Here is a 21,505-nt window from a genome sequence, read left to right as displayed (position 1 = left end):
CAAAAAAAGGACATTTAATGCCCTCTCGTTATACAATGAATTCACCACAAACCACGTAAAGGAGAGAATTTAAATGTCCCATAACGATTGTATACTAAAACTTCTAAATATTAAAGACCCTAATCTCAAAGTTATTGATGTTATCGATAATTTAAATAATGGCACAGAGAAATTAGTTTTGATCAAAGCTGTACTATCTTATCCTATCAGCCGTTGTCGAAATTGTGGCTTTGCCACTGTTAATAAAAATGGTTTCGCTAAAGCTCACGTACGTTTACCAAGTTTAAACGGTATACGTTATGAAATGATCCTTCATAAACAACGCTATCAATGTAAAAATTGTCGCACAACTTTCGGTGCGACCTCTGAATTGACTAAGCCTAATCAAACTCTTTCTCGTAAACTAAAAAATCAGATCATGTTATTAGCTAGGGAAGGTTTGAACGGTGAACTTATCGCTCGCATCTGTCATTGCTCTGCTAGTAGTGTTCGAAGAACTATTGTCGAACGGATCAAACCTCAATATCGAGTACCTGTTTTGCCCAAGAATCTTTGTTTTGATGAATTTCGTTCGATTAAAAATACAACTTCTTTTATCTGTTGTGATGCACAAACTCATAAGTTAGTTGTTAAACTCCCAGATAGACTATCTTCTACCATTATCAATTATTTTGAAAATCGTTACTCAAAGTTTGAACGTGATCAAGTGGAATCAGTCGTCATTGATTTAAACGCTCAATACCAGCGCTTCATTCGCCGACTTTTCCCGAATGCCAAGATTATTATTGATCGGTTTCATATAGTTCAGCTAGCCGGACGTGCTTTAGACAGTTGTCGAATCGCTCTCACTAGATCACTCAATAAGCATAGTCGAGAATACAAGATTCTCAAATCACAGTGGCGTTTATTCCATAAGAAATCTGATGAGATCGACCCTAAAAATGTTGTCTATCTTAGGGGAATCAATGAATATATGACTCAACAGAATGCGATCGACTTGATCATCAATAAATTTTCTGAATTCAAAATAGTTTATCAGACTTACCAAGATATTACCTTAGCTTTGAAGAATAAAGACATTACTACTTTGAATGAGGTTCTCGATAGTTATGAGCGCACCAATACAGAGATGGATACGACTATTCGTACTTTCCGTAAAAATCGCAGCTATCTAATAAATAGCGTAACTTCAAAATATTCCAATGGTCCTTTGGAGGGTATCAATCGAAAGATCAAACTCTTAAAACGAAGTTGTTACGGTTTTGCTAATCAACAATTTTTCTTTTTACGAATTGATTGTATATTTGCGTAAAAAAAACACTCCCCACAATTTGATCTGAGACCCGTCAAGTGAACAACTAAATAATTAAAATTCTAGGCAGCCTGATTCCGGTATTCTTCTGGAGTCAGGCTGTTTAGTTTTATTTGGTAACGTTGGGTATTGTAGAACTTGATATAGTTTTCGATCATTTCTACAAGTTCTCCATATGTTTCACATTTTAGCCAATAATAACATTCTGTCTTGAAATGACTCCAAAAACTTTCCATTGGTGCGTTATCGATACATTTCCCCACTCGAGACATACTTCTTGTAACACCATGCCTTGAGGTCAACCGAAGATATTCCTTTGAAGTATATTGAAATCCACGATCACTGTGAAGAAGTAGATTAGCTTCATTTAAATGCGTGAATGCTTTTTCTAAAGTCTTCATGACAAGCCGATTATCATTTCTTTTACTAATTTCAAAACTTATGATAGATCCATCGTATAGATCTTTGATCGCACTTAAATAAGCTTTTTGTCCTAAGCCATATTCTAAATAAGTGACATCAGTCACCCACTTTTGATTAGGTCTAGTAGCGGAAAAATCACGACCTAAAGTATTTTCTTCGTAGTTTAAATGTTCTGAACGAGTACAACCTCGGCGTTTGCGACGAATTACTGAATATAAACCAAGGACTCTCATTAAGCGACGAATACGTTTGAAGTTATATTGTTTTTGATACTTTCGATTGATAAGAAGAGTCATTCTTCTAGAACCGTAAATTCCATTTAAAGCATGAAATTCTTTTTTTATGATCTCACTTAACCATTCATTTTCCAAAGTACATTGTGATTTTGGAGCAGTTAAATAACGATAATACCCTGAGCGCGATACATTTAAGATCGCACAAAGGATCCAGAGTTCAATTTGTGGAAACTCTTTAAGAACTTCCTGAATAGCTTTAAAACGCAGATTTTTAGGTATAAAGCTTATCTCCTCCTTTCGAGTTCGTCCAATTTTTTTAAAACGATATTTTCTGCTTCTAGATATTTATTACGTTCTTTCAAACGTAGGATCTCAAGCTTGAGACGCTCAGTTTCAGAAAGAGTCTTATAATCACGATCTTTAACTGTTTTACCACGATTATCGTATAATGCCTTTTCGCCATCTACTTCAAACTTTTTGACCCAATTATAGACTTGGGAATAAGAAACATTATATTTATCGATCGCTTTGTGATAATTCTTATTATTAGCAAGTGTATACTGAACTATTTCGAGCCGTTCCTTAAAAGTAGTTTTACGTCCATGTTTCATTCTATTACGACCTCCAATGGTAGCTTTAAAGCCTTTTCCATTAGTATACAAGTTGATCCATTTACGTAAAACCGAAACACTCGAAATATTGTATTTATCACAAATTTTCTTTGGTGAACGTCCATTTTCTAAATATTCTAGAACCGCAGTTGTTTTTAATTCAACTGAATATTCTTTCCAGGTTCTAGACTCTTTTAAGCCATCTAAACCGCCAGCTTTGTATTTTCTGATCCAATTATCAAATGTATTTTTAGAAATGGTATATTTCCGGCAGATAAAGTACTTACTATATTGTCCACTAAGATACTCGGAGACTGCCTGGTATCTTTCTTCAAGTGTATGTTTAGTAGTTCTTCTAGACATAAAAAATCCCCCTAGAGTGATCACAGAATCTTTATTATTTCCGTGTCCACTCTAGGGGAATCATATCAATTCTATTGTAGGAAGTGTTTGTAGGAATATCCATATCAGTTGACGAATACCCATATTTTTGGTCATTGATATATTTCTCGACAACTTCTTTGCTCATATTGCCCAATGTACTCATATAGTAACTTGGCGACCAAAGATGACCGCCCCAATATTGGCTACGTCGTATTTCTGGATGATTTTGTAAAAAAATATAGGCACTACGTCCTTTGAGCGCCTTAATGGCACTAGCCGGCGCTTTGCTTGGCGGAAAACTGATCAGCATATGAATGTGATCCGGCATGACTTCCATCTTTTCGATTACGATGTCATTGTTATCTGCAACTTGCTGCAAGATAGCTTTCATTTCGTTAGATAAGGCTTCGGTTGTAAAAGTCTGATTGCGATATTTAGTTACCCAGATCAAATGGTAATGGAAATTATAGATATAACGACGAGTATAAATGGCCTCTTTGATTTTTTCTTTAGTCATAATATGGTCTCCTTTGTTAATATATTGACATCATGATATAATGTTATTATATCAATAAGGGAGGTGAAATCCAATGAAGTCAATGGCAAAAATGAAATATCATTATGGCCTAAAAATGCGCTGCTATCCTAGTGACCAACAAAAGCAGTTGATTAAAATCAACAGTGACGCTAGTCGCTTTATCTATAACGAAATGGTTGCGATCAATAAGGAACTGATGCAGCTTCGCAGAGTTAAGCTACCGATTGACATAGTTCGGGATCGTATTAAGCAACTAACTATGCGCCAAAACGCTAAGCAAATGTCTAATCACTATCAATTCTTAGAAGATAAACGAATTGATAGTTTGACGAAAGCTAATGCCATTCAGAACTATCGGAAAGCTTGGAATGCTTTTCGGAAGGTTCACACCGCTGGTGTTCCTAAGTTTCATCGAAAGAATTATCGCTGGCGTTATCAAACCAATTGTCAATACCCAGGGCAAAAGACTGCGTTGCTAACTAACGGTACAGTCTGTTTTCTAGATAATAGCCATGTCAAAGTCCCTAAAATCGGACTGTTACGTGTTGCCGGTTCGCAAGCACGGCTTTTGAAAAGAATATGCGAGACTAGAATTGGTACTGTGACGTTGACTAAAGATTCAGCGGATCGCTTCTTCTTATCAATGCAGTTAGCTTCAGATGAATCTTTTGTTAAAGTGGCCAAAGCTACTCATGGGCATGTTGGAGTTGATCTTAATACTGATAACTTCTTAACCGACAGTGAAGGTAACATAGTTCCTAATCCACGATATTATCGCACTATTAAAGGTAAATTAGCCAAAGAACAGCGCATTTTATCTAGACGGCAACAACGTGCAAAAAAAGAACATCGTTCTTTACGCGATAGTAAAAATTACCAAAAGCAACGCTTGCTAGTTGCCAAACTCCATGCCAAAGTAATGAACCAAAGACATAATTTTCTCCAACAAATCTCTACTGCATTAATCAAGAACCACGATTTAGTAGTAGCCGAAGAGTTGCGTAGCAAGAATATGCTTAAAAATCATGCTTTAGCACTTAGTATTTCTGACGTTGGTTGGCGAACATTTCTTGGCATGTTGGCTTATAAAGCAAAGCTTTATGGGCGTCGATTTATCACAATCAATCCAATAAACACTACCCAAACATGTTGCGATTGTGGCTTTGTGATGGGCACTAATGGGACGGACAAACTAACGTTAGATGACCGAAAATGGACTTGTCCCAACTGTGGTATTCACCATATTCGTGACTGGAACGCAGCTAAAAATATTCTTGATAAGGGAATAGCTAAACTAGCTTAGCTTATCTGTCCCTATGGCAACCTGGGGACATAAAAGGCGTTGGTAATTAGACGACCGCTGTTTGATTACAATTTCGGTTGGTCAAATAAGTTGTCCCTATCTACGCAAATTGTGGTTCGAAATCTGTAAGGATTTTCGGCTCACAAGCCACTGACTTTAGTCAATGGTGGTTGACTAACAAAAAACTCTAAGTTTTTGTCAACTGATATGAATATTCTTAAAAAGCACTTCCTATGAGAAATTGATATGATTCCCCTAGAGTGGACACGGAAATAATAAAGATTCTGTGATCACTCTAGGGGGATTTTTTATGTCTAGAAGAACTACTAAACATACACTTGAAGAAAGATACCAGGCAGTCTCCGAGTATCTTAGTGGACAATATAGTAAGTACTTTATCTGCCGGAAATATACCATTTCTAAAAATACATTTGATAATTGGATCAGAAAATACAAAGCTGGCGGTTTAGATGGCTTAAAAGAGTCTAGAACCTGGAAAGAATATTCAGTTGAATTAAAAACAACTGCGGTTCTAGAATATTTAGAAAATGGACGTTCACCAAAGAAAATTTGTGATAAATACAATATTTCGAGTGTTTCGGTTTTACGTAAATGGATCAACTTGTATACTAATGGAAAAGGCTTTAAAGCTACCATTGGAGGTCGTAATAGAATGAAACATGGACGTAAAACTACTTTTAAGGAACGGCTCGAAATAGTTCAGTATACACTTGCTAATAATAAGAATTATCACAAAGCGATCGATAAATATAATGTTTCTTATTCCCAAGTCTATAATTGGGTCAAAAAGTTTGAAGTAGATGGCGAAAAGGCATTATACGATAATCGTGGTAAAACAGTTAAAGATCGTGATTATAAGACTCTTTCTGAAACTGAGCGTCTCAAGCTTGAGATCCTACGTTTGAAAGAACGTAATAAATATCTAGAAGCAGAAAATATCGTTTTAAAAAAATTGGACGAACTCGAAAGGAGGAGATAAGCTTTATACCTAAAAATCTGCGTTTTAAAGCTATTCAGGAAGTTCTTAAAGAGTTTCCACAAATTGAACTCTGGATCCTTTGTGCGATCTTAAATGTATCGCGCTCAGGGTATTATCGTTATTTAACTGCTCCAAAATCACAATGTACTTTGGAAAATGAATGGTTAAGTGAGATCATAAAAAAAGAATTTCATGCTTTAAATGGAATTTACGGTTCTAGAAGAATGACTCTTCTTATCAATCGAAAGTATCAAAAACAATATAACTTCAAACGTATTCGTCGCTTAATGAGAGTCCTTGGTTTATATTCAGTAATTCGTCGCAAACGCCGAGGTTGTACTCGTTCAGAACATTTAAACTACGAAGAAAATACTTTAGGTCGTGATTTTTCCGCTACTAGACCTAATCAAAAGTGGGTGACTGATGTCACTTATTTAGAATATGGCTTAGGACAAAAAGCTTATTTAAGTGCGATCAAAGATCTATACGATGGATCTATCATAAGTTTTGAAATTAGTAAAAGAAATGATAATCGGCTTGTCATGAAGACTTTAGAAAAAGCATTCACGCATTTAAATGAAGCTAATCTACTTCTTCACAGTGATCGTGGATTTCAATATACTTCAAAGGAATATCTTCGGTTGACCTCAAGGCATGGTGTTACAAGAAGTATGTCTCGAGTGGGGAAATGTATCGATAACGCACCAATGGAAAGTTTTTGGAGTCATTTCAAGACAGAATGTTATTATTGGCTAAAATGTGAAACATATGGAGAACTTGTAGAAATGATCGAAAACTATATCAAGTTCTACAATACCCAACGTTACCAAATAAAACTAAACAGCCTGACTCCAGAAGAATACCGGAATCAGGCTGCCTAGAATTTTAATTATTTAGTTGTTCACTTGACGGGTCTCAGATCAAATTATAGGAAGTGTTTTTTTGTGCAAAATATTAAAAAATTATTGAAAAATAATTTATATATTTGAATTTTTAAGCAATTAATTTTATATTATATTTATAAGATATTTAATAATTGGCTCGTTGTAACTAGCAAATTTTAGTTTGTTACAAATTTAAATTTCATTTAGTTAGAGAGTATCTGAGAAATATATCTTTTGCGTGAATTTAAAACAGACGATTATTTTAAGAAAGAAATAAAATCAAGAAAGGAGAGTTTATTTTTAAAGTAGAGTGATGATCTGCTTTAAAAATAGCAAAAAAGAGTCTTGGAAAATAAAAAGAGAAAACAACGTCTTCAAAAATATATGACTGAAGAAACGAGACGTTTTAAATTATATAAAAAAAAGAAGTTATGGGTCGTTTCTAGTGTTGCATTGTTTAGTGCTGCCTTTTTACTACAAGCTCCGATTTTAGCAGATGAGATAACAACGCTATCGATGGATCCTAAAACCGAAGAGCGTGCTACAGTTGAGGAGGAGGATTCGGCAACTGAAAAAACTTCTGAGACAAACGTGACTGCAAATGCTGACGAAAACTCGAATGATCCAGATCTAGAAAATTTGGAAACGAATACATCGCAATCGGTGCAACCGCACTCAGAGAACAGTGAATTGCTAAATACTTCAGAAAACTCAAGTGAAACATCTTTGGCAGTTGCGACTTCAGAAGCTACTTCATCAGAGTCTACAGTAAATATTGAAAGTGAGACCAGCAGTCCGGTGGTTACTGCAACAAGTCGAGCACTTTCAGAAGCGGCAGAGGTCGAGGAGCAAAAAGCGATCAAAGTGACGAATGTCAGTGCGGATAATAACGGGAAGTTGAGTTCTCAAGTAGAAGCTGATGGTTCAACCAAATATACTTATACAACTGACAATACAATGTCAACTTCTGGTAAGATCGGTATGAACATTTCTTATACTGGAAAAAATAATGATACATTTAGTATGATCATTACGCCTTCCGCTGCTAAAAATGGTAATCTAAGTGCTGCCCAAGCATTACGCCCTACAGGTACGCCAACTGTGGTCGCCTTAGCTAATGGGGCTTACAAATATACATGGACGATCAGTGGAGTTGCTGACAACGCGAGTGCAACAGTTACTCAGACGATCCCGCCACTTAATTTCTTTTCAGAGGAAGCGCGGATCGTAGCTGATCAATATTGGCCATATGTTGGTAGTTCCGCAAGTGAAGACATGTTAGTCAGTGGTGACAATTACCTAATCAGTTTTTTAATAAATGAGCAACCAGTTTCAGCGAGTTCTAACGTTAAGATCGTGTTAGCTAAACAAGTAAATGTGACTGGAGCTGAGGTGAGCACTAAAGCAGATGCTGTAAGTGAAGCCGGGCAAACGACAGTCACAGTCGATACAAATTATGTTTACACCGTGGATACGTTAGAAACACCACTGATCGCGGGGAAAAAGCCAACTGCTCGTGGTTATGTAAAATTACAAATTCCTGTACCAGAGCATTTTGTACTAGATACTGATGCAACGGCTAAATATCTCAAAAATATGGCAGACCCTTACTTGAATGGGACCATAACGGTCAGTCAACCTGGTGGTGAGGGGACAGCGATCATTATCGAAAGTGTCAAACCGATCATTTTTGAGCAAATAAGTGCTAAGCTACCATTTATCGGACGCTACACAAGTACTCAAACATCTGGGAAAAGTGCCTCACCTTCTGGGTGGATCGATCTTGGAGATGGGCAAAAGAAGTATTTTGGTGAAGTCAATATCGATACGGGCACAGCTCTTGATCCAGCTGAGTTAAATCCACAGGCACGAGGATTCCAACAAAAGGTCTTAGCTAAAGATGCGACTAAAGTAGTAGATGGAAAAACGATCCCCGCAGTACATGAAAATTTTGATCTTATTCTTCGCTATTCTAATAGTGAACAGACAAGTAACCATAAATTGACTGTGCGCAATGATTCTTATGACACGCTCAAAGATCCTGATGCTGTAAGTAGTGGGACTTCCATAGAGCCTGTCAGACGAACCCCTTCTGAGAAAGGTGATAGCACTGCGCCAGTATTATATGCTGTAGGTTTGAGTGCAAACGGTCTGACAGAATTTACACCAACTTATCATTTTGAGTTTCCAGATGAGATCACTATAACTGGTATCACTTTACCGCTTAATAATGTAACCAATGATTTTTCTGATTTTGGCTCATACAACCCAGCTCAAGTTGGTTATACTGTAGTAGTAACTGGGTCAGATGGAACAAAGATCACTCAACGCTTACAAGCAGGTGATAATTATGATCCTTTGACAGGCCGGATCGATCACCTAGGAAGTTTTAGTCAAGGGGTAAAACTTGCTGATGGAACTAGGATCGTAGCTTATGATGTGACACCAGATAATAAATATTATGCTAATGCACTTCAAGCTTCAGTAAATGGAACTAATGGGAAAAATGCGTTAAACGATATCAATTCTGGATACATCAATATTTTGGGGTATTTAAATTCGAAAGCCCAGATCGGTCAAATATATAGCTCTAAGATCGCAGTCGAATCTGAATATAAAAGGATAGTAGCTGACTTTAGAGTTGAAGTTGCTGAACCTTTGAAATTGCCACTTCAAAATTATAATTGGCCCGAATCAAGAGTGAATACTGCTAATAATCAGACAGCGTATAAAGCGGGAGATTCTTTTGTCATGGGGTTTGAAACGTTAGGGGCGATCAGTGCTACAGGTAGTGGTAGTAATTTAGATGCCTCAGGGGTATTGGTCGGAAAGGGAAATGCAACCGCAACTGATCTACCGGGACATGCTTTGACGGTTGAATATGGTACGATCAAAGAACCAGTTGTTTACTTTACCATGCCTGATCAAACAGAGTTGACCGATTTTGCCCGCGATAATAAATTTTATCAAGTTACACTCAATGGAAAACAAATAGCAGTTGTTCCACCAAAGATCACGCAAAAGAAAAATAGCGCTGGTCAAACGGTAGTGATCTTAGATTGGCGGGGGACTGATTTTAAATTTACTCCGAAGATGCGCTTGCTTTTCAACTTAAAAGTCATAGAAAATGCGATCAACGGGTTTGACGTTGGGCGGACAACTGAAACGTTATATGCTTATGAAGACAAAAAGAATAACGTTGCGATCACCCTTTATACTAAAGCTGAACTTGCTAAAAAGGGCATTTCGACAGAAGGGTTGAGAGCTTATGCAGCAAATGTGAATAGTGATAGCAATACAAGTTGGATCCAACTTGGAGGCGATACGAGCCAATCAGATATTCCTGCTAACCGAAAAGCACAGATCAAATTCGAAGATGGGACAGTTGCTGATACAACGATGATCGATGCTGGAAGTAATAACTATTACTTCCGAATTATTGCGCCAAGTGAGGTCAAACCACTTCCTTTGATCAAGGGAACAAGTGATTTTTCACTTTCTGCGGAAGGTTTGAATTATCAGACTAAAGATTATTTAGAGAGTGCCACTGGGAAAGAGGGCTTACAAAAACTCCAGTTTGGATTAGCCAATAATATGCCACGAGCTTTGGAAAATGTTATCTCAGTAATGAACTTGCCACAAGCAGGGGGAGTCGATCCAAATAATCCAAACGTCAAACAGGAATTTACTTTAAATATCAGCGGTGCGGGTGTATTAGACACAAATCCACTAAATAATACAATGCACGATCCTAATACGCTCTATTATTCGACGCATCTGGTGACGTTGAGTAGTGATGGAACAACTTTGACCTTTGATGATGGAAGAACTTGGACGCAAGGTGAAATGATCCCAAGTGAATTTTTGACTGCAGATCAAGTTACAGATTGGTCGCAAATCAAAGCTTTGATTTTATCTATATCAAATTTCAGTAGCGAAAACAAGATCATGTACCAATTCAATGCCTACTCACCAACAAGTAATGATAATATGTCAAAGAAAGTTACTCTGCGACAAACGGCCGGCTATAAAGATCAAACTTCGCTCATTATTGGGGATGTTACAGATAGTTATGCAACTTATGCGACTGTCCAGATCGTAGATCAAGCAGGAAACCGAATCAATGGTTATCCAGATATTCAAGGTAAAGTTACATTGAATGAAAAAACAGGTGAATATGAAGTTGAAAATCCTGGTTTGATCGGGAAAGTTGGAGGAGCTTATTTCTTAGAAAAAGCACCAGTAATTAAGGGATATCAGTTTGTAAATGATACTCGAACTTCCCCAGTTTTAGCTGCCGGTGGTTCGACGATCATTACACGTCACTATCAGGTCGATCAAGCACGACTTTTTGAAGGATCTTTAACAGGAACTAAATTAGCAGAAGCTACTGGTGATCCACATGCTAATACTAGTCAAATACCAGGAGCAACACCAACAGGTATCGCAGAGATCACATTTGACGTGACAGATGCTCAATTGAAGCGACCAGGTTATACGTATCAGATCCAAGTTGTTGATCAAACAGGTCAGGCTTTGGTAGACCAAAACGGAAACTCTAGATATACCAGTTTGGCAGAAGCGTTATCAGCTCAGGGGACTTTTGATGATAAGGCTGACGACGGGATCGTCACGCAAAACTTTGTTGTGATCTATAGTGGTGATTTCCAAAAAGCGGTCCTTATCAGTCAAAATGATCCGCAAAAGATAATACCAGATACGGTCGAGAAAGCAGCACAAATGGCGCCATATTATAATGATGGTCGTTCAGGTGAAGTGATGTTTAAAGACTCAGCTCTCACAGATGAATTACTCAAGCGTACAGGATATCGTTATACGATCTTAGCCCCAGATGGAAAGGAATATACGACGCTCACAGAAGCTTTGGCTGCTAAATTGACTTTTGATGAGACTGAAAATGTAGGAGATGTTGATAAAGAGATCCAAGTTTATCGAGTAAACTACGTTGAAGATATTCAAAAATTAGTAGTAACGATCCTTGATGATTATGCGTCACAAACATTAGTTTCAAATGAATTGTTAAGTGAAGGTCGAGCAGAAAGTGAGATCGATAAACAGGTCAAAAGCAAGTATCAGGAATTGATACAAAAATACCTCGATCAAGGGTACGAAGTCGTAAGTCAAGACGAGATCCCAGAAAAATATGATTCAGATGCGACTGCCGATCAGAAAGTAGTTGTGCATTTGACACATGCTTTAAGAAATGTTGTTGGCCAAAAAGTCACAGTCACTCAGACGATCGATTACCTCTATGGTAGTGGACCGAAGAAAGGTCAAGTGGCAGCGCCAAGTGTCGTCCGGACTCAAGAGTTCGTCCCAACAGAGACGATAGACCAAGTCACAGGGCAAAAAGTCGGTGAAGCAACTTGGGCCCCAAGTGAAGCGGTCTTTACAGAAGTGGTAAGTCCAAAGATCACAGGGTATACGGCAGATCAAAGTTTGATCTCAGAAGTTAAAGTCACCCCAACAAGTACAGCTCAAACATTTACTGTCTACTATACGGGTGATCTTCAAAAACTGACATATACAGTGATCGATAGTGACGAAACAGAACAGATCTTAGTTGATAAAGAAGAACTTGCGACAGGTGAGAGTTTGAGTGATCTTCCAGCCGAAGTTGAAAAACGATATGGCGAGATCATCAAAGCTTATGAAGCACAAGGGTATCTTGTAGATAGTCAAGATCCTTTACCAGTGAACTTTGATGATGATAGTGAGCACGATCAAAACGTCGTTATCCGTTTGAGTCATGGTAAAAAACAAGAAGCGGGAGCTTCAAAAGTTGTGACCCAAACGATCACTTATGTTTATGGGAACGGACCACAGAAAGGGCAAACTGCAGCTCAAACGTATACTAAAGAGTATCGCTTCACGTCGATTGATACTGTAGATGCAGTAACGCATAAAGTATTAGCGACAGAATGGAGCCCAGCTCAAATGACAGAAGTAGTAGAGAGTCCAGAAGTCGCAGGTTATGTAGCTGATCGCAAACAAGTGGCCAGTCAAAGTTTGACCTACGACGCAAAAGATATTGTCGAAACTGTTGTTTACACGGCAGGAACGCAAACAGTCAAAGTTCACTATATCGATGCATATGGGGTCGAAACGACACCGACAGCAGGTAAAGAATTAGAAGCGCAGCTTCAAACTTTGACTGGTGATGCGAATGCGAGCTATACAAATACGTTGTGGGACTTTGAAAAAGTCGGTTATGAATTGATCGAGGCTCAACCAGAAGCACTGAAAGGAACATTTGATGAAGATCCAAGCGTCACCCAAGATTACTACGTTTACTTGACACATGCTTTAAGAAACGTTGTTGGCCAAAAAGTCACAGTCACTCAGACGATCGATTACCTCTATGGTAGTGGGCCAAAGAAAGGTCAAGTGGCAGCGCCAAGTGTCGTCCGGACTCAAGAGTTCGTCCCAACAGAGACGATAGACCAAGTCACAGGGCAAAAAGTCGGTGAAGCAACTTGGGCCCCAAGTGAAGCGGTCTTTACAGAAGTGGTAAGTCCAAAGATCACAGGGTATACGGCAGATCAAAGTTTGATCTCAGAAGTTAAAGTCACTCCAACAAGTACAGCTCAAACATTTACTGTCTACTATACGGGTGATCTTCAAAAACTGACATATACAGTGATCGATAGTGACGAAACAGAACAGATCTTAGTTGATAAAGAAGAACTTGCGACAGGTGAGAGTTTGAGTGATCTTCCAGCCGAAGTTGAAAAACGATATGGCGAGATCATCAAAGCTTATGAAGCGCAAGGGTATCTCGTAGATAGTCAAGATCCTTTACCAGTGAACTTTGATGATGATAGTGAGCACGATCAAAACGTTGTTATCCGTTTGAGCCATGGTAAAAAACAAGAAGCGGGAGCTTCAAAAGTCGTGACCCAAACGATCACTTATGTTTATGGGAACGGACCACAGAAAGGGCAAACTGCAGCTCAAACGTATACTAAAGAGTATCGCTTCACGTCGATTGATACTGTAGATGCAGTAACGCATAAAGTATTAGCGACAGAATGGAGCCCAGCTCAAACGACAGAAGTAGTAGAGAGTCCAGAAGTCGCAGGTTATGTAGCTGATCGCAAACAAGTGGCCAGTCAAAGTTTGACCTACGACGCAAAAGATATTGTCGAAACTGTTGTTTACACGGCAGGAACGCAAACAGTCAAAGTTCACTATATCGATGCATATGGGGTCGAAACGACACCGACAGCAGGTAAAGAATTAGAAGCGCAGCTTCAAACTTTGACTGGTGATGCGAATGCGAGCTATACAAATACGTTGTGGGACTTTGAAAAAGTCGGTTATGAATTGATCGAGGCTCAACCAGAAGCACTGAAAGGAACATTTGATGAAGATCCAAGCGTCACCCAAGATTACTACGTTTACTTGACACATGCTTTAAGAAACGTTGTTGGCCAAAAAGTCACAGTCACTCAGACGATCGATTACCTCTATGGTAGTGGGCCAAAGAAAGGTCAAGTGGCAGCGCCAAGTGTCGTCCGGACTCAAGAGTTCGTCCCAACAGAGACGATAGACCAAGTCACAGGGCAAAAAGTCGGTGAAGCAACTTGGGCCCCAAGTGAAGCGGTCTTTACAGAAGTGGTAAGTCCAAAGATCACAGGGTATACGGCAGATCAAAGTTTGATCTCAGAAGTTAAAGTCACCCCAACAAGTACAGCTCAAACATTTACTGTCTACTATACGGGTGATCTTCAAAAACTGACATATACAGTGATCGATAGTGACGAAACAGAACAGATCTTAGTTGATAAAGAAGAACTTGCGACAGGTGAGAGTTTGAGTGATCTTCCAGCCGAAGTTGAAAAACGATATGGCGAGATCATCAAAGCTTATGAAGCACAAGGGTATCTCGTAGATAGTCAAGATCTTTTACCAGTGAACTTTGATGATGATAGTGAGCACGATCAAAACGTTGTTATCCGTTTGAGCCATGGTAAAAAACAAGAAGCGGGAGCTTCAAAAGTCGTGACCCAAACGATCACTTATGTTTATGGGAACGGACCACAGAAAGGGCAAACTGCAGCTCAAACGTATACTAAAGAGTATCGCTTCACGTCGATTGATACTGTAGATGCAGTAACGCATAAAGTATTAGCGACAGAATGGAGCCCAGCTCAAACGACAGAAGTAGTAGAGAGTCCAGAAGTCGCAGGTTATGTAGCTGATCGCAAACAAGTGGCCAGTCAAAGTTTGACCTACGACGCAAAAGATATTGTCGAAACTGTTGTTTACACGGCAGGAACGCAAACAGTCAAAGTTCACTATATCGATGCATATGGGGTCGAAACGACACCGACAGCAGGTAAAGAATTAGAAGCGCAGCTTCAAACTTTGACTGGTGATGCGAATGCGAGCTATACAAATACGTTGTGGGACTTTGAAAAAGTCGGTTATGAATTGATCGAGGCTCAACCAGAAGCACTGAAAGGAACATTTGATGAAGATCCAAGCGTCACCCAAGATTACTACGTTTACTTGACACATGCTTTAAGAAACGTTGTTGGCCAAAAAGTCACAGTCACTCAGACGATCGATTACCTCTATGGTAGTGGGCCAAAGAAAGGTCAAGTGGCAGCGCCAAGTGTCGTCCGGACTCAAGAGTTCGTCCCAACAGAGACGATAGACCAAGTCACAGGGCAAAAAGTCGGTGAAGCAACTTGGGCCCCAAGTGAAGCGGTCTTTACAGAAGTGGTAAGTCCAAAGATCACAGGGTATACGGCAGATCAAAGTTTGATCTCAGAAGTTAAAGTCACTCCAACAAGTACAGCTCAAACATTTACTGTCTACTATACGGGTGATCTTCAAAAACTGACATATACAGTGATCGATAGTGACGAAACAGAACAGATCTTAGTTGATAAAGAAGAACTTGCGACAGGTGAGAGTTTGAGTGATCTTCCAGCCGAAGTTGAAAAACGATATGGCGAGATCACCAAAGCTTATGAAGCACAAGGGTATATTGTAGATAGTCAAGATCCTTTACCAATGAACTTTGATGATGATAGTGAGCACGATCAAAACGTCGTTATCCGTTTGAGCCATGGTAAAAAACAAGAAGCGGGAGCTTCAAAAGTCGTGACCCAAACGATCACTTATGTTTATGGGAACGGACCACAGAAAGGGCAAACTGCAGCTCAAACGTATACTAAAGAGTATCGCTTCACGTCGATTGATACTGTAGATGCAGTAACGCATAAAGTATTAGCGACAGAATGGAGCCCAGCTCAAATGACAGAAGTAGTAGAGAGTCCAGAAGTCGCAGGTTATGTAGCTGATCGCAAACAAGTGGCCAGTCAAAGTTTGACCTACGACGCAAAAGATATTGTCGAAACTGTTGTTTACACGGCAGGAACGCAAACAGTCAAAGTTCACTATATCGATGCATATGGGGTCGAAACGACACCGACAGCAGGTAAAGAATTAGAAGCGCAGCTTCAAACTTTGACTGGTGATGCGAATGCGAGCTATACAAATACGTTGTGGGACTTTGAAAAAGTCGGTTATGAATTGATCGAGGCTCAACCAGAAGCACTGAAAGGAACGTTTGATGAAGATCCAAGCGTTACTCAAGACTACTACGTTTACTTGACACATGGAGTTAAGAAAGTTATCGGAGAGCCTCATATTATCACGGATACAGTTAACTATATTTACAACAATGGTCCAAATAAGGGACGTCCCGTATTCCCTCCGACAGTGATCGAAAAAGTATTTGTTCCAGTGTATACGATCGATCGCGTAACTGGTGAGACGATCGCGACTATGTGGAGTGGTGATGGAAAGATCCCTTCACATACTTCGCCAAGTGTTACAGGATATACGCCAGATAAAGAGATGATCGCAGAGCGGATCTTGAGTCCAGAGCGCGGAGATCAGATCCAAACGATCTATTATTCATTGGATCAAGTACTGTCTGAAGAAAAAGAAGAGACTGTCATTGAAAAGGACTCACTGCCAAAGAATATCACTCCGATTGAAGATAGAAGAGGACAAAAACACTCAGATCTTCAGAGCGGAACTTTGAGCAAACAAACGAGCACAAACGATAGAGCGATAGTAGAAATAGATGAAAAAGTGGATGAGTTACCGCAAACAGGGGCTAGCTCTGATACAGTAGCTATGATGTTAGGATTAAGTATACTGAGTGGGACTGCCTTCTTAGGTTTGGGAACGCGTAAGAAGAAATCTAGAGAGGAAGATGAAAAAGCAGATCTAGAGTGAAATGAGCAAGAGGTCTATGCCAAAGATAGACTGAGAAAATCGCTTAATTAAAGTACAATGATCATGGTATTAGAAAAAGGCTAAGGAGAACCTTTTTTTGGGGAACTCCTTAGCCTTTTTTCTATTTTAAGGCTTTTTCGCCGTTATCTTTTTGAGCGGAAAAGTTTACTTGGTTTGTTCTAAGATCTTTTGGATCACTGGAACTTGTCCTAGACTTGTCATTTCTTCTTTGGAGAGCACGACTAAATTAGTTTCTGAATTAGATAGCTCTTTAAAAGCCCCAATACTTTGGTCTTTGAAATAATTGTCGTCAACATTTTGCAAGGCGGCTTGGATCTTTTGGATCCGATAATTTTCGGCATCTGCCTTGGCGCGCGTTGCTTGAGCTTGAGCCTGAGCAGTTTCGACTAAAGCTTTGTTTCGCGCATCAGTTGTCAGTTTGATATTGCGAGCTTCACCTTCAGCTTTAGCGATCATAGCTACTCTTTCTCGGTCGGCTGTCAATTGTTTATCCATTGCTTTTTGGATCTCTTTTGAAGGAGTCAGTTCATCGATGTTGACTCGGTCAACATTGATCCCATAAATATTTGTCAAATCTCCGATCGCAGCGGCAAGTTCAGCGTTGATCTTTGAGGTCGAACCTAGCGCAGTATTTAACTCCATCCTACCGATGATATCTCGGAGATGACCACGAACAAGTTGGGCCATTGATTCAACTGAGTCAGAGTTTTCGTACGTATATTTTTTAGCATCAGTTACGTGATAATTCAGCGTAACGCTTGCTTCGATATCGGCATTATCTTGTGTGATCACCGAATATTTTTGTAAACGTAGTGGGTGCATCGCTAATTCAACGACGCGGATCTTTTGGAAGATCGGAATGTAAAAATGAAGTCCAGCTTCGACTGAACGAGAATAACGCCCGAGTGTTTCGACTAAGCCTCGACAATTTTGTTTAACGATCTTGATACCAAACATATGAATTCCTCACCTTTCTATGTAGCTTATTTATTTTTGTGATAGTGGACGAAGTGTTAAGATATTCCCCAATGCCTCGATCACAGTATAGTTTACTGTTGGATCAAATGGACGATTGCTTTCGATCAGATACCGATAGTAGATCCCATCGAGCTTGACGAGACCATCGAGTTCGGCGAATTGTTTAGGAGAGATCAGGCGGCCTAAAAAGTGTCTATGCTCTAAAGCTATATCAGAAGTTTGCTGAGATGGGTATTCATTTAATTCTTTAGATACGATCTCTAAGAGCATTGCGTTGATACTACGATTTTCTTGTTTAGCTCGTTTAGATAATTTTTCCTTGAGTGTCTCAGGTAAACGAAATAAAAGAGACGTCATTTCAGATGTGGCCATGATAAATATCACCTCTCTTTGATATCATAATGATATCATAACGATAAGAATAAATAAAGTCCCCGCTTTACCTTATTACAGGGCAAAGCGGGGACTGAATTTTTGATATTTAACCTTGATGTGAGGAACGTCGTTTGCGTAAAGCGCGACGACGATGTTCGTCTAAAACTGCTTCACGTTCTTCGATCGGTTCGACAACTGTCTTTTTGAAAGCAAAAACGCAACCTGCAACAGCACCAAAAGCTGTTAATGCACCGGCTAAAAAGCCTTTACCAAATGATTTCATCTAAGACGACCCCCTTTACGAATTGCTAACACTTACATTATGAACGATTACTTAAAAAATATCCAGTTATTTACACCTATATTTTAAGTAAAGGTAAAAAAATCGAGTTAGAAGTGTTAGAATATGATAGTGTCAGCTTTAGCTGAAAGATAATAAATGAAAGGAAAACGTGATGACACAAAAGCTGTTGTTGATAGTCGGTCCAACTGCTGTTGGAAAAACTGCACTCTCAGTTGAATTGGCAAGAAGATTTGATGGTGAGATCATTTCAGGTGATTCAATGCAGATCTATCAAAAGTTGGATATCGGAACTGCTAAAGTCACCCCAGATGAGATGCAAGGGATCAAACATTATATGCTTGATATCAAGCGAGTCGAAGAGCGTTTTTCAGTTGCTGATTTTATCGCAGAATGCGCTCGAGATACGCGTTTGATCGCTGAGAAAGGCAAGTTACCATTGCTTGTTGGTGGGACTGGTTTTTATCTCCATGCTTTATTGAATGGGTTTCGTCTAGGGCAAGATGATTATGATAGTTCTGAAAAAGAACGAGCTAAGTGGCATTTGTTTGCTCAAAAAAATGGGAAAGAGGCACTTTGGAAAGAGTTAGCGACACTTGATCCTAAGGCAGCGCAAAAGATACCTTGGCAAAATGAACAGCGAGTTGTTCGTGCGCTTGAAGTATATACCAAGACTGGACAACTTTTTTCGGCTCAAAATGATGAACGTGTGTCAACTTATGACCCACTTGTGATCGGATTGACGACTGATCGAGCTCTTTTATATGAGCGGATCAACCAGCGCGTCGATCTGATGGTCAAACAAGGATTAGTCGAAGAGGCAAAAGAGCTATATCAAAAAGGAGGCGAGTTGCTTCCAGCTGGAAAAGGGATCGGATACAAAGAGTTTTATCCGTATTTTGAGGGTGATTTGACTTTAGACGAAGCGATCGCTCAAGTAAAACAAAATTCGCGCCGTTATGCGAAACGCCAACTAACATGGTTTCGCAATAAAATGGACGTGAATTGGTTTGATCTAGTCCAAAAGCCAGAGCAATTAGCACAAGTAAATAAGCTTGTCTCAAATTGGCTCAAAGAAGATAAAAAATAATAAAGGAATTTGATTTGATGGAATTATGGAAACAAGATCTACCTAAAGATCTACAAGAAAAAGTTGCAAAAGTTGATGAGATGATCAAAGGTCATTTAAAAGCGATCGATGATCAAGTTTTATACAATGAACAACGAGTTTTAAAATTATTTAGAGAACATCGCGTAGCTGAAGAAGATCTTGTTGGTTCGACAGGTTACGGTTTTGATGATATCGGGCGTGAAAAACTTGAAGCGATCTATGCAGATTATTTTAAGACAGAAGATGCTTTAGTGCGTCCGCAACTGATCTCAGGAACACATGCGATCGCAACGGCTCTTTATGGTGTTTTACGCCCTAAAGATACATTATATTATATGACAGGGATGCCTTACGACACGATCCAACAGGTGATCGGAGTCGTAGGGGATAATCCTAAGACCTTGAAAGAGTATGATATCAAATTTGACTATACTCCGTTAGATGAAACTGGTAAGGTCGATTACGACGCAGTCAAAGAAAAATTAGTTACTGACCATACGATCAAGATGGTTGCGATCCAACGTTCACGTGGTTATGCTACACGTGATAGTTTCGTTGTTTCTGAAGTAAAAGAGATGATCGATTTTGTCAAAAAATATGCGCCAAATGCAGTGATCTTTGTTGATAATTGCTATGGTGAATTTTCTGAAGTGGATGAACCGACATTCTTTGGAGCAGATCTGATGGCAGGGTCACTCTTTAAAAATGCTGGCGCTGGGATCGCTAAAGGTGGTGCTTTCTTAGTCGGGAGAAAAGATCTGATCGCTCAAGCAGCAGCCCAACTTTATGCACCAGGCCTAGGTAAAGCAGAAGGTCCAACTTGGGGTTACTTACGTGATTTTTATCAAGGACTTTTCATGGCACCACATACAACTGGTGAAGCGATCAAAGGTGCGATCTACACAGCAGCACTACTAGAAGAGCTTGGAATGGAGGTCAGTCCTAAATGGTCTGCCAAGCGAACCGACCTTGTCCAGACTGTGATCTTTGGGAAGCCAGAACCGATGATAAAATTCTGCGCTGCGATCCAACATCATTCGCCGATGAATGCCTTTGTTGATCCAGTACCAAGTTATATGGATGGTTATGCTGATCAAGTTATCATGGCTTCAGGGAGCTTTACAGAAGGTTCAACGATCGAACTGTCTTCAGACGGTCCGCTACGTGAACCGTACTGTTTATATATTCAAGGTGGCCTCTCATATGCCCATGTTAAATTAGCTGTTACGGCAGCAGCTAAGGAAGCTTTTTATAAAAAATGATTCTCGTGTTATATTTTATAACATGAAACGTTGACAATTTAATTTTAAATTGATATGCTTAACGAGTAGTCAGAAGGAGGGACGTTATGAAAGAAAAAGAACTGCGCCGTTCATTGGCGGTCTTACCGATCGGGACTGTGATGAAGCTGACCGATCTAACGGCACGTCAGATCCGGTATTATGAGGAACAAGAACTTGTTATACCTGCTCGAAATGAAGGGAATCGGCGGATGTATTCGCTAAATGATATCGATAAATTACTTGAAGTCAAAGATTATTTAGCTGAAGGGCTAAATATGGCAGGGATCAAGCGGATCTATGCTAAAAAATTAGCAGAAAAGCAAGCTAAACAAGGTAAATCGTTAACGGATGCTGATGTTAGAAAGATCTTGCATGATGAATTTATCGCTGTCAGCGGTTTAAGCAAGCAAAGTCAGTTCTCATTTCGAAATAACGGCCTTTAATCAACTTACAAGGAGCGATCA

The 21,505-nt window shown here is 39.4% G+C and carries 10 protein-coding genes and 2 pseudogenes; 7 read left to right on the top strand and 5 right to left on the bottom strand.

The window, feature by feature from the left end; genetic code table 11:
• Positions 1–73 precede the first annotated feature (73 nt).
• Positions 74–1,312 (top strand): ISL3 family transposase, encoded by a 1,239-nt coding sequence (locus QFX10_RS09440; RefSeq protein ID WP_280605426.1) that lies wholly within the window; start codon positions 74–76, stop codon positions 1,310–1,312.
• Between the two features lie 62 nt (positions 1,313–1,374).
• Here the strand turns inward: QFX10_RS09440 and QFX10_RS09435 are convergent.
• Positions 1,375–2,945: pseudogene (locus QFX10_RS09435) on the bottom strand (IS3 family transposase).
• 34 nt (positions 2,946–2,979) lie between these two features.
• The gene (gene tnpA / locus QFX10_RS09430; protein WP_280605972.1) at positions 2,980–3,483 is read right to left on the bottom strand and encodes an IS200/IS605 family transposase; all 504 of its coding nucleotides are present in this window, start codon (positions 3,481–3,483) and stop codon (positions 2,980–2,982) included.
• A gap of 73 nt (positions 3,484–3,556) precedes the next feature.
• Between tnpA and QFX10_RS09425 the strand changes: the two genes are divergently transcribed.
• The 3 genes and pseudogenes from QFX10_RS09425 to QFX10_RS09415 all read left to right on the top strand — a co-directional run bounded on the left by QFX10_RS09425 (position 3,557) and on the right by QFX10_RS09415 (position 16,972).
• Positions 3,557–4,807 (top strand): RNA-guided endonuclease InsQ/TnpB family protein, encoded by a 1,251-nt coding sequence (locus tag QFX10_RS09425; protein ID WP_280605971.1) that lies wholly within the window; start codon positions 3,557–3,559, stop codon positions 4,805–4,807.
• Positions 4,808–5,117: 310 nt separating this feature from the next.
• Positions 5,118–6,688, top strand: a pseudogene (locus QFX10_RS09420) (IS3 family transposase).
• A 348-nt stretch (positions 6,689–7,036) separates the two neighbouring features.
• The gene (locus tag QFX10_RS09415) at positions 7,037–16,972 is read left to right on the top strand and encodes a mucin-binding protein (RefSeq protein ID WP_280605970.1); all 9,936 of its coding nucleotides are present in this window, start codon (positions 7,037–7,039) and stop codon (positions 16,970–16,972) included.
• Positions 16,973–17,137: 165 nt separating this feature from the next.
• Here QFX10_RS09415 and QFX10_RS09410 read toward each other — a convergent pair whose 3' ends face one another.
• The 3 genes from QFX10_RS09410 to QFX10_RS09400 all read right to left on the bottom strand — a co-directional run bounded on the left by QFX10_RS09410 (position 17,138) and on the right by QFX10_RS09400 (position 18,629).
• A complete protein-coding gene (locus QFX10_RS09410; RefSeq protein ID WP_280605969.1) occupies positions 17,138–17,950 on the bottom strand; it encodes an SPFH domain-containing protein in 813 nt (270 codons plus the stop codon).
• A gap of 30 nt (positions 17,951–17,980) precedes the next feature.
• A complete protein-coding gene (locus tag QFX10_RS09405) occupies positions 17,981–18,343 on the bottom strand; it encodes an Arc family DNA-binding protein (protein ID WP_280605968.1) in 363 nt (120 codons plus the stop codon).
• A gap of 109 nt (positions 18,344–18,452) precedes the next feature.
• Complete coding sequence (locus tag QFX10_RS09400) at positions 18,453–18,629, bottom strand: DUF3042 family protein (RefSeq protein ID WP_280605967.1); 177 nt, start codon at positions 18,627–18,629, stop codon at positions 18,453–18,455.
• A 172-nt stretch (positions 18,630–18,801) separates the two neighbouring features.
• Between QFX10_RS09400 and miaA the strand changes: the two genes are divergently transcribed.
• The 3 genes from miaA to QFX10_RS09385 all read left to right on the top strand — a co-directional run bounded on the left by miaA (position 18,802) and on the right by QFX10_RS09385 (position 21,484).
• Positions 18,802–19,737: a tRNA (adenosine(37)-N6)-dimethylallyltransferase MiaA gene (gene miaA, locus QFX10_RS09395; protein ID WP_280605966.1), complete on the top strand. Its 936-nt coding sequence runs from the start codon at positions 18,802–18,804 to the stop codon at positions 19,735–19,737.
• A 17-nt stretch (positions 19,738–19,754) separates the two neighbouring features.
• Complete coding sequence (locus QFX10_RS09390; protein WP_280607275.1) at positions 19,755–21,020, top strand: methionine gamma-lyase family protein; 1,266 nt, start codon at positions 19,755–19,757, stop codon at positions 21,018–21,020.
• Positions 21,021–21,106: 86 nt separating this feature from the next.
• Positions 21,107–21,484, top strand: a complete 378-nt coding sequence (locus QFX10_RS09385) for a MerR family transcriptional regulator (RefSeq protein WP_280605965.1) — start codon at positions 21,107–21,109, stop codon at positions 21,482–21,484.
• Positions 21,485–21,505: the final 21 nt, after the last annotated feature.

The sequence above is a fragment of the Ligilactobacillus faecis genome (genome assembly GCF_029889745.1).
Classification (GTDB): domain Bacteria; phylum Bacillota; class Bacilli; order Lactobacillales; family Lactobacillaceae; genus Ligilactobacillus; species Ligilactobacillus faecis.
This window is presented reverse-complemented; position numbering and strand designations above follow the sequence as displayed.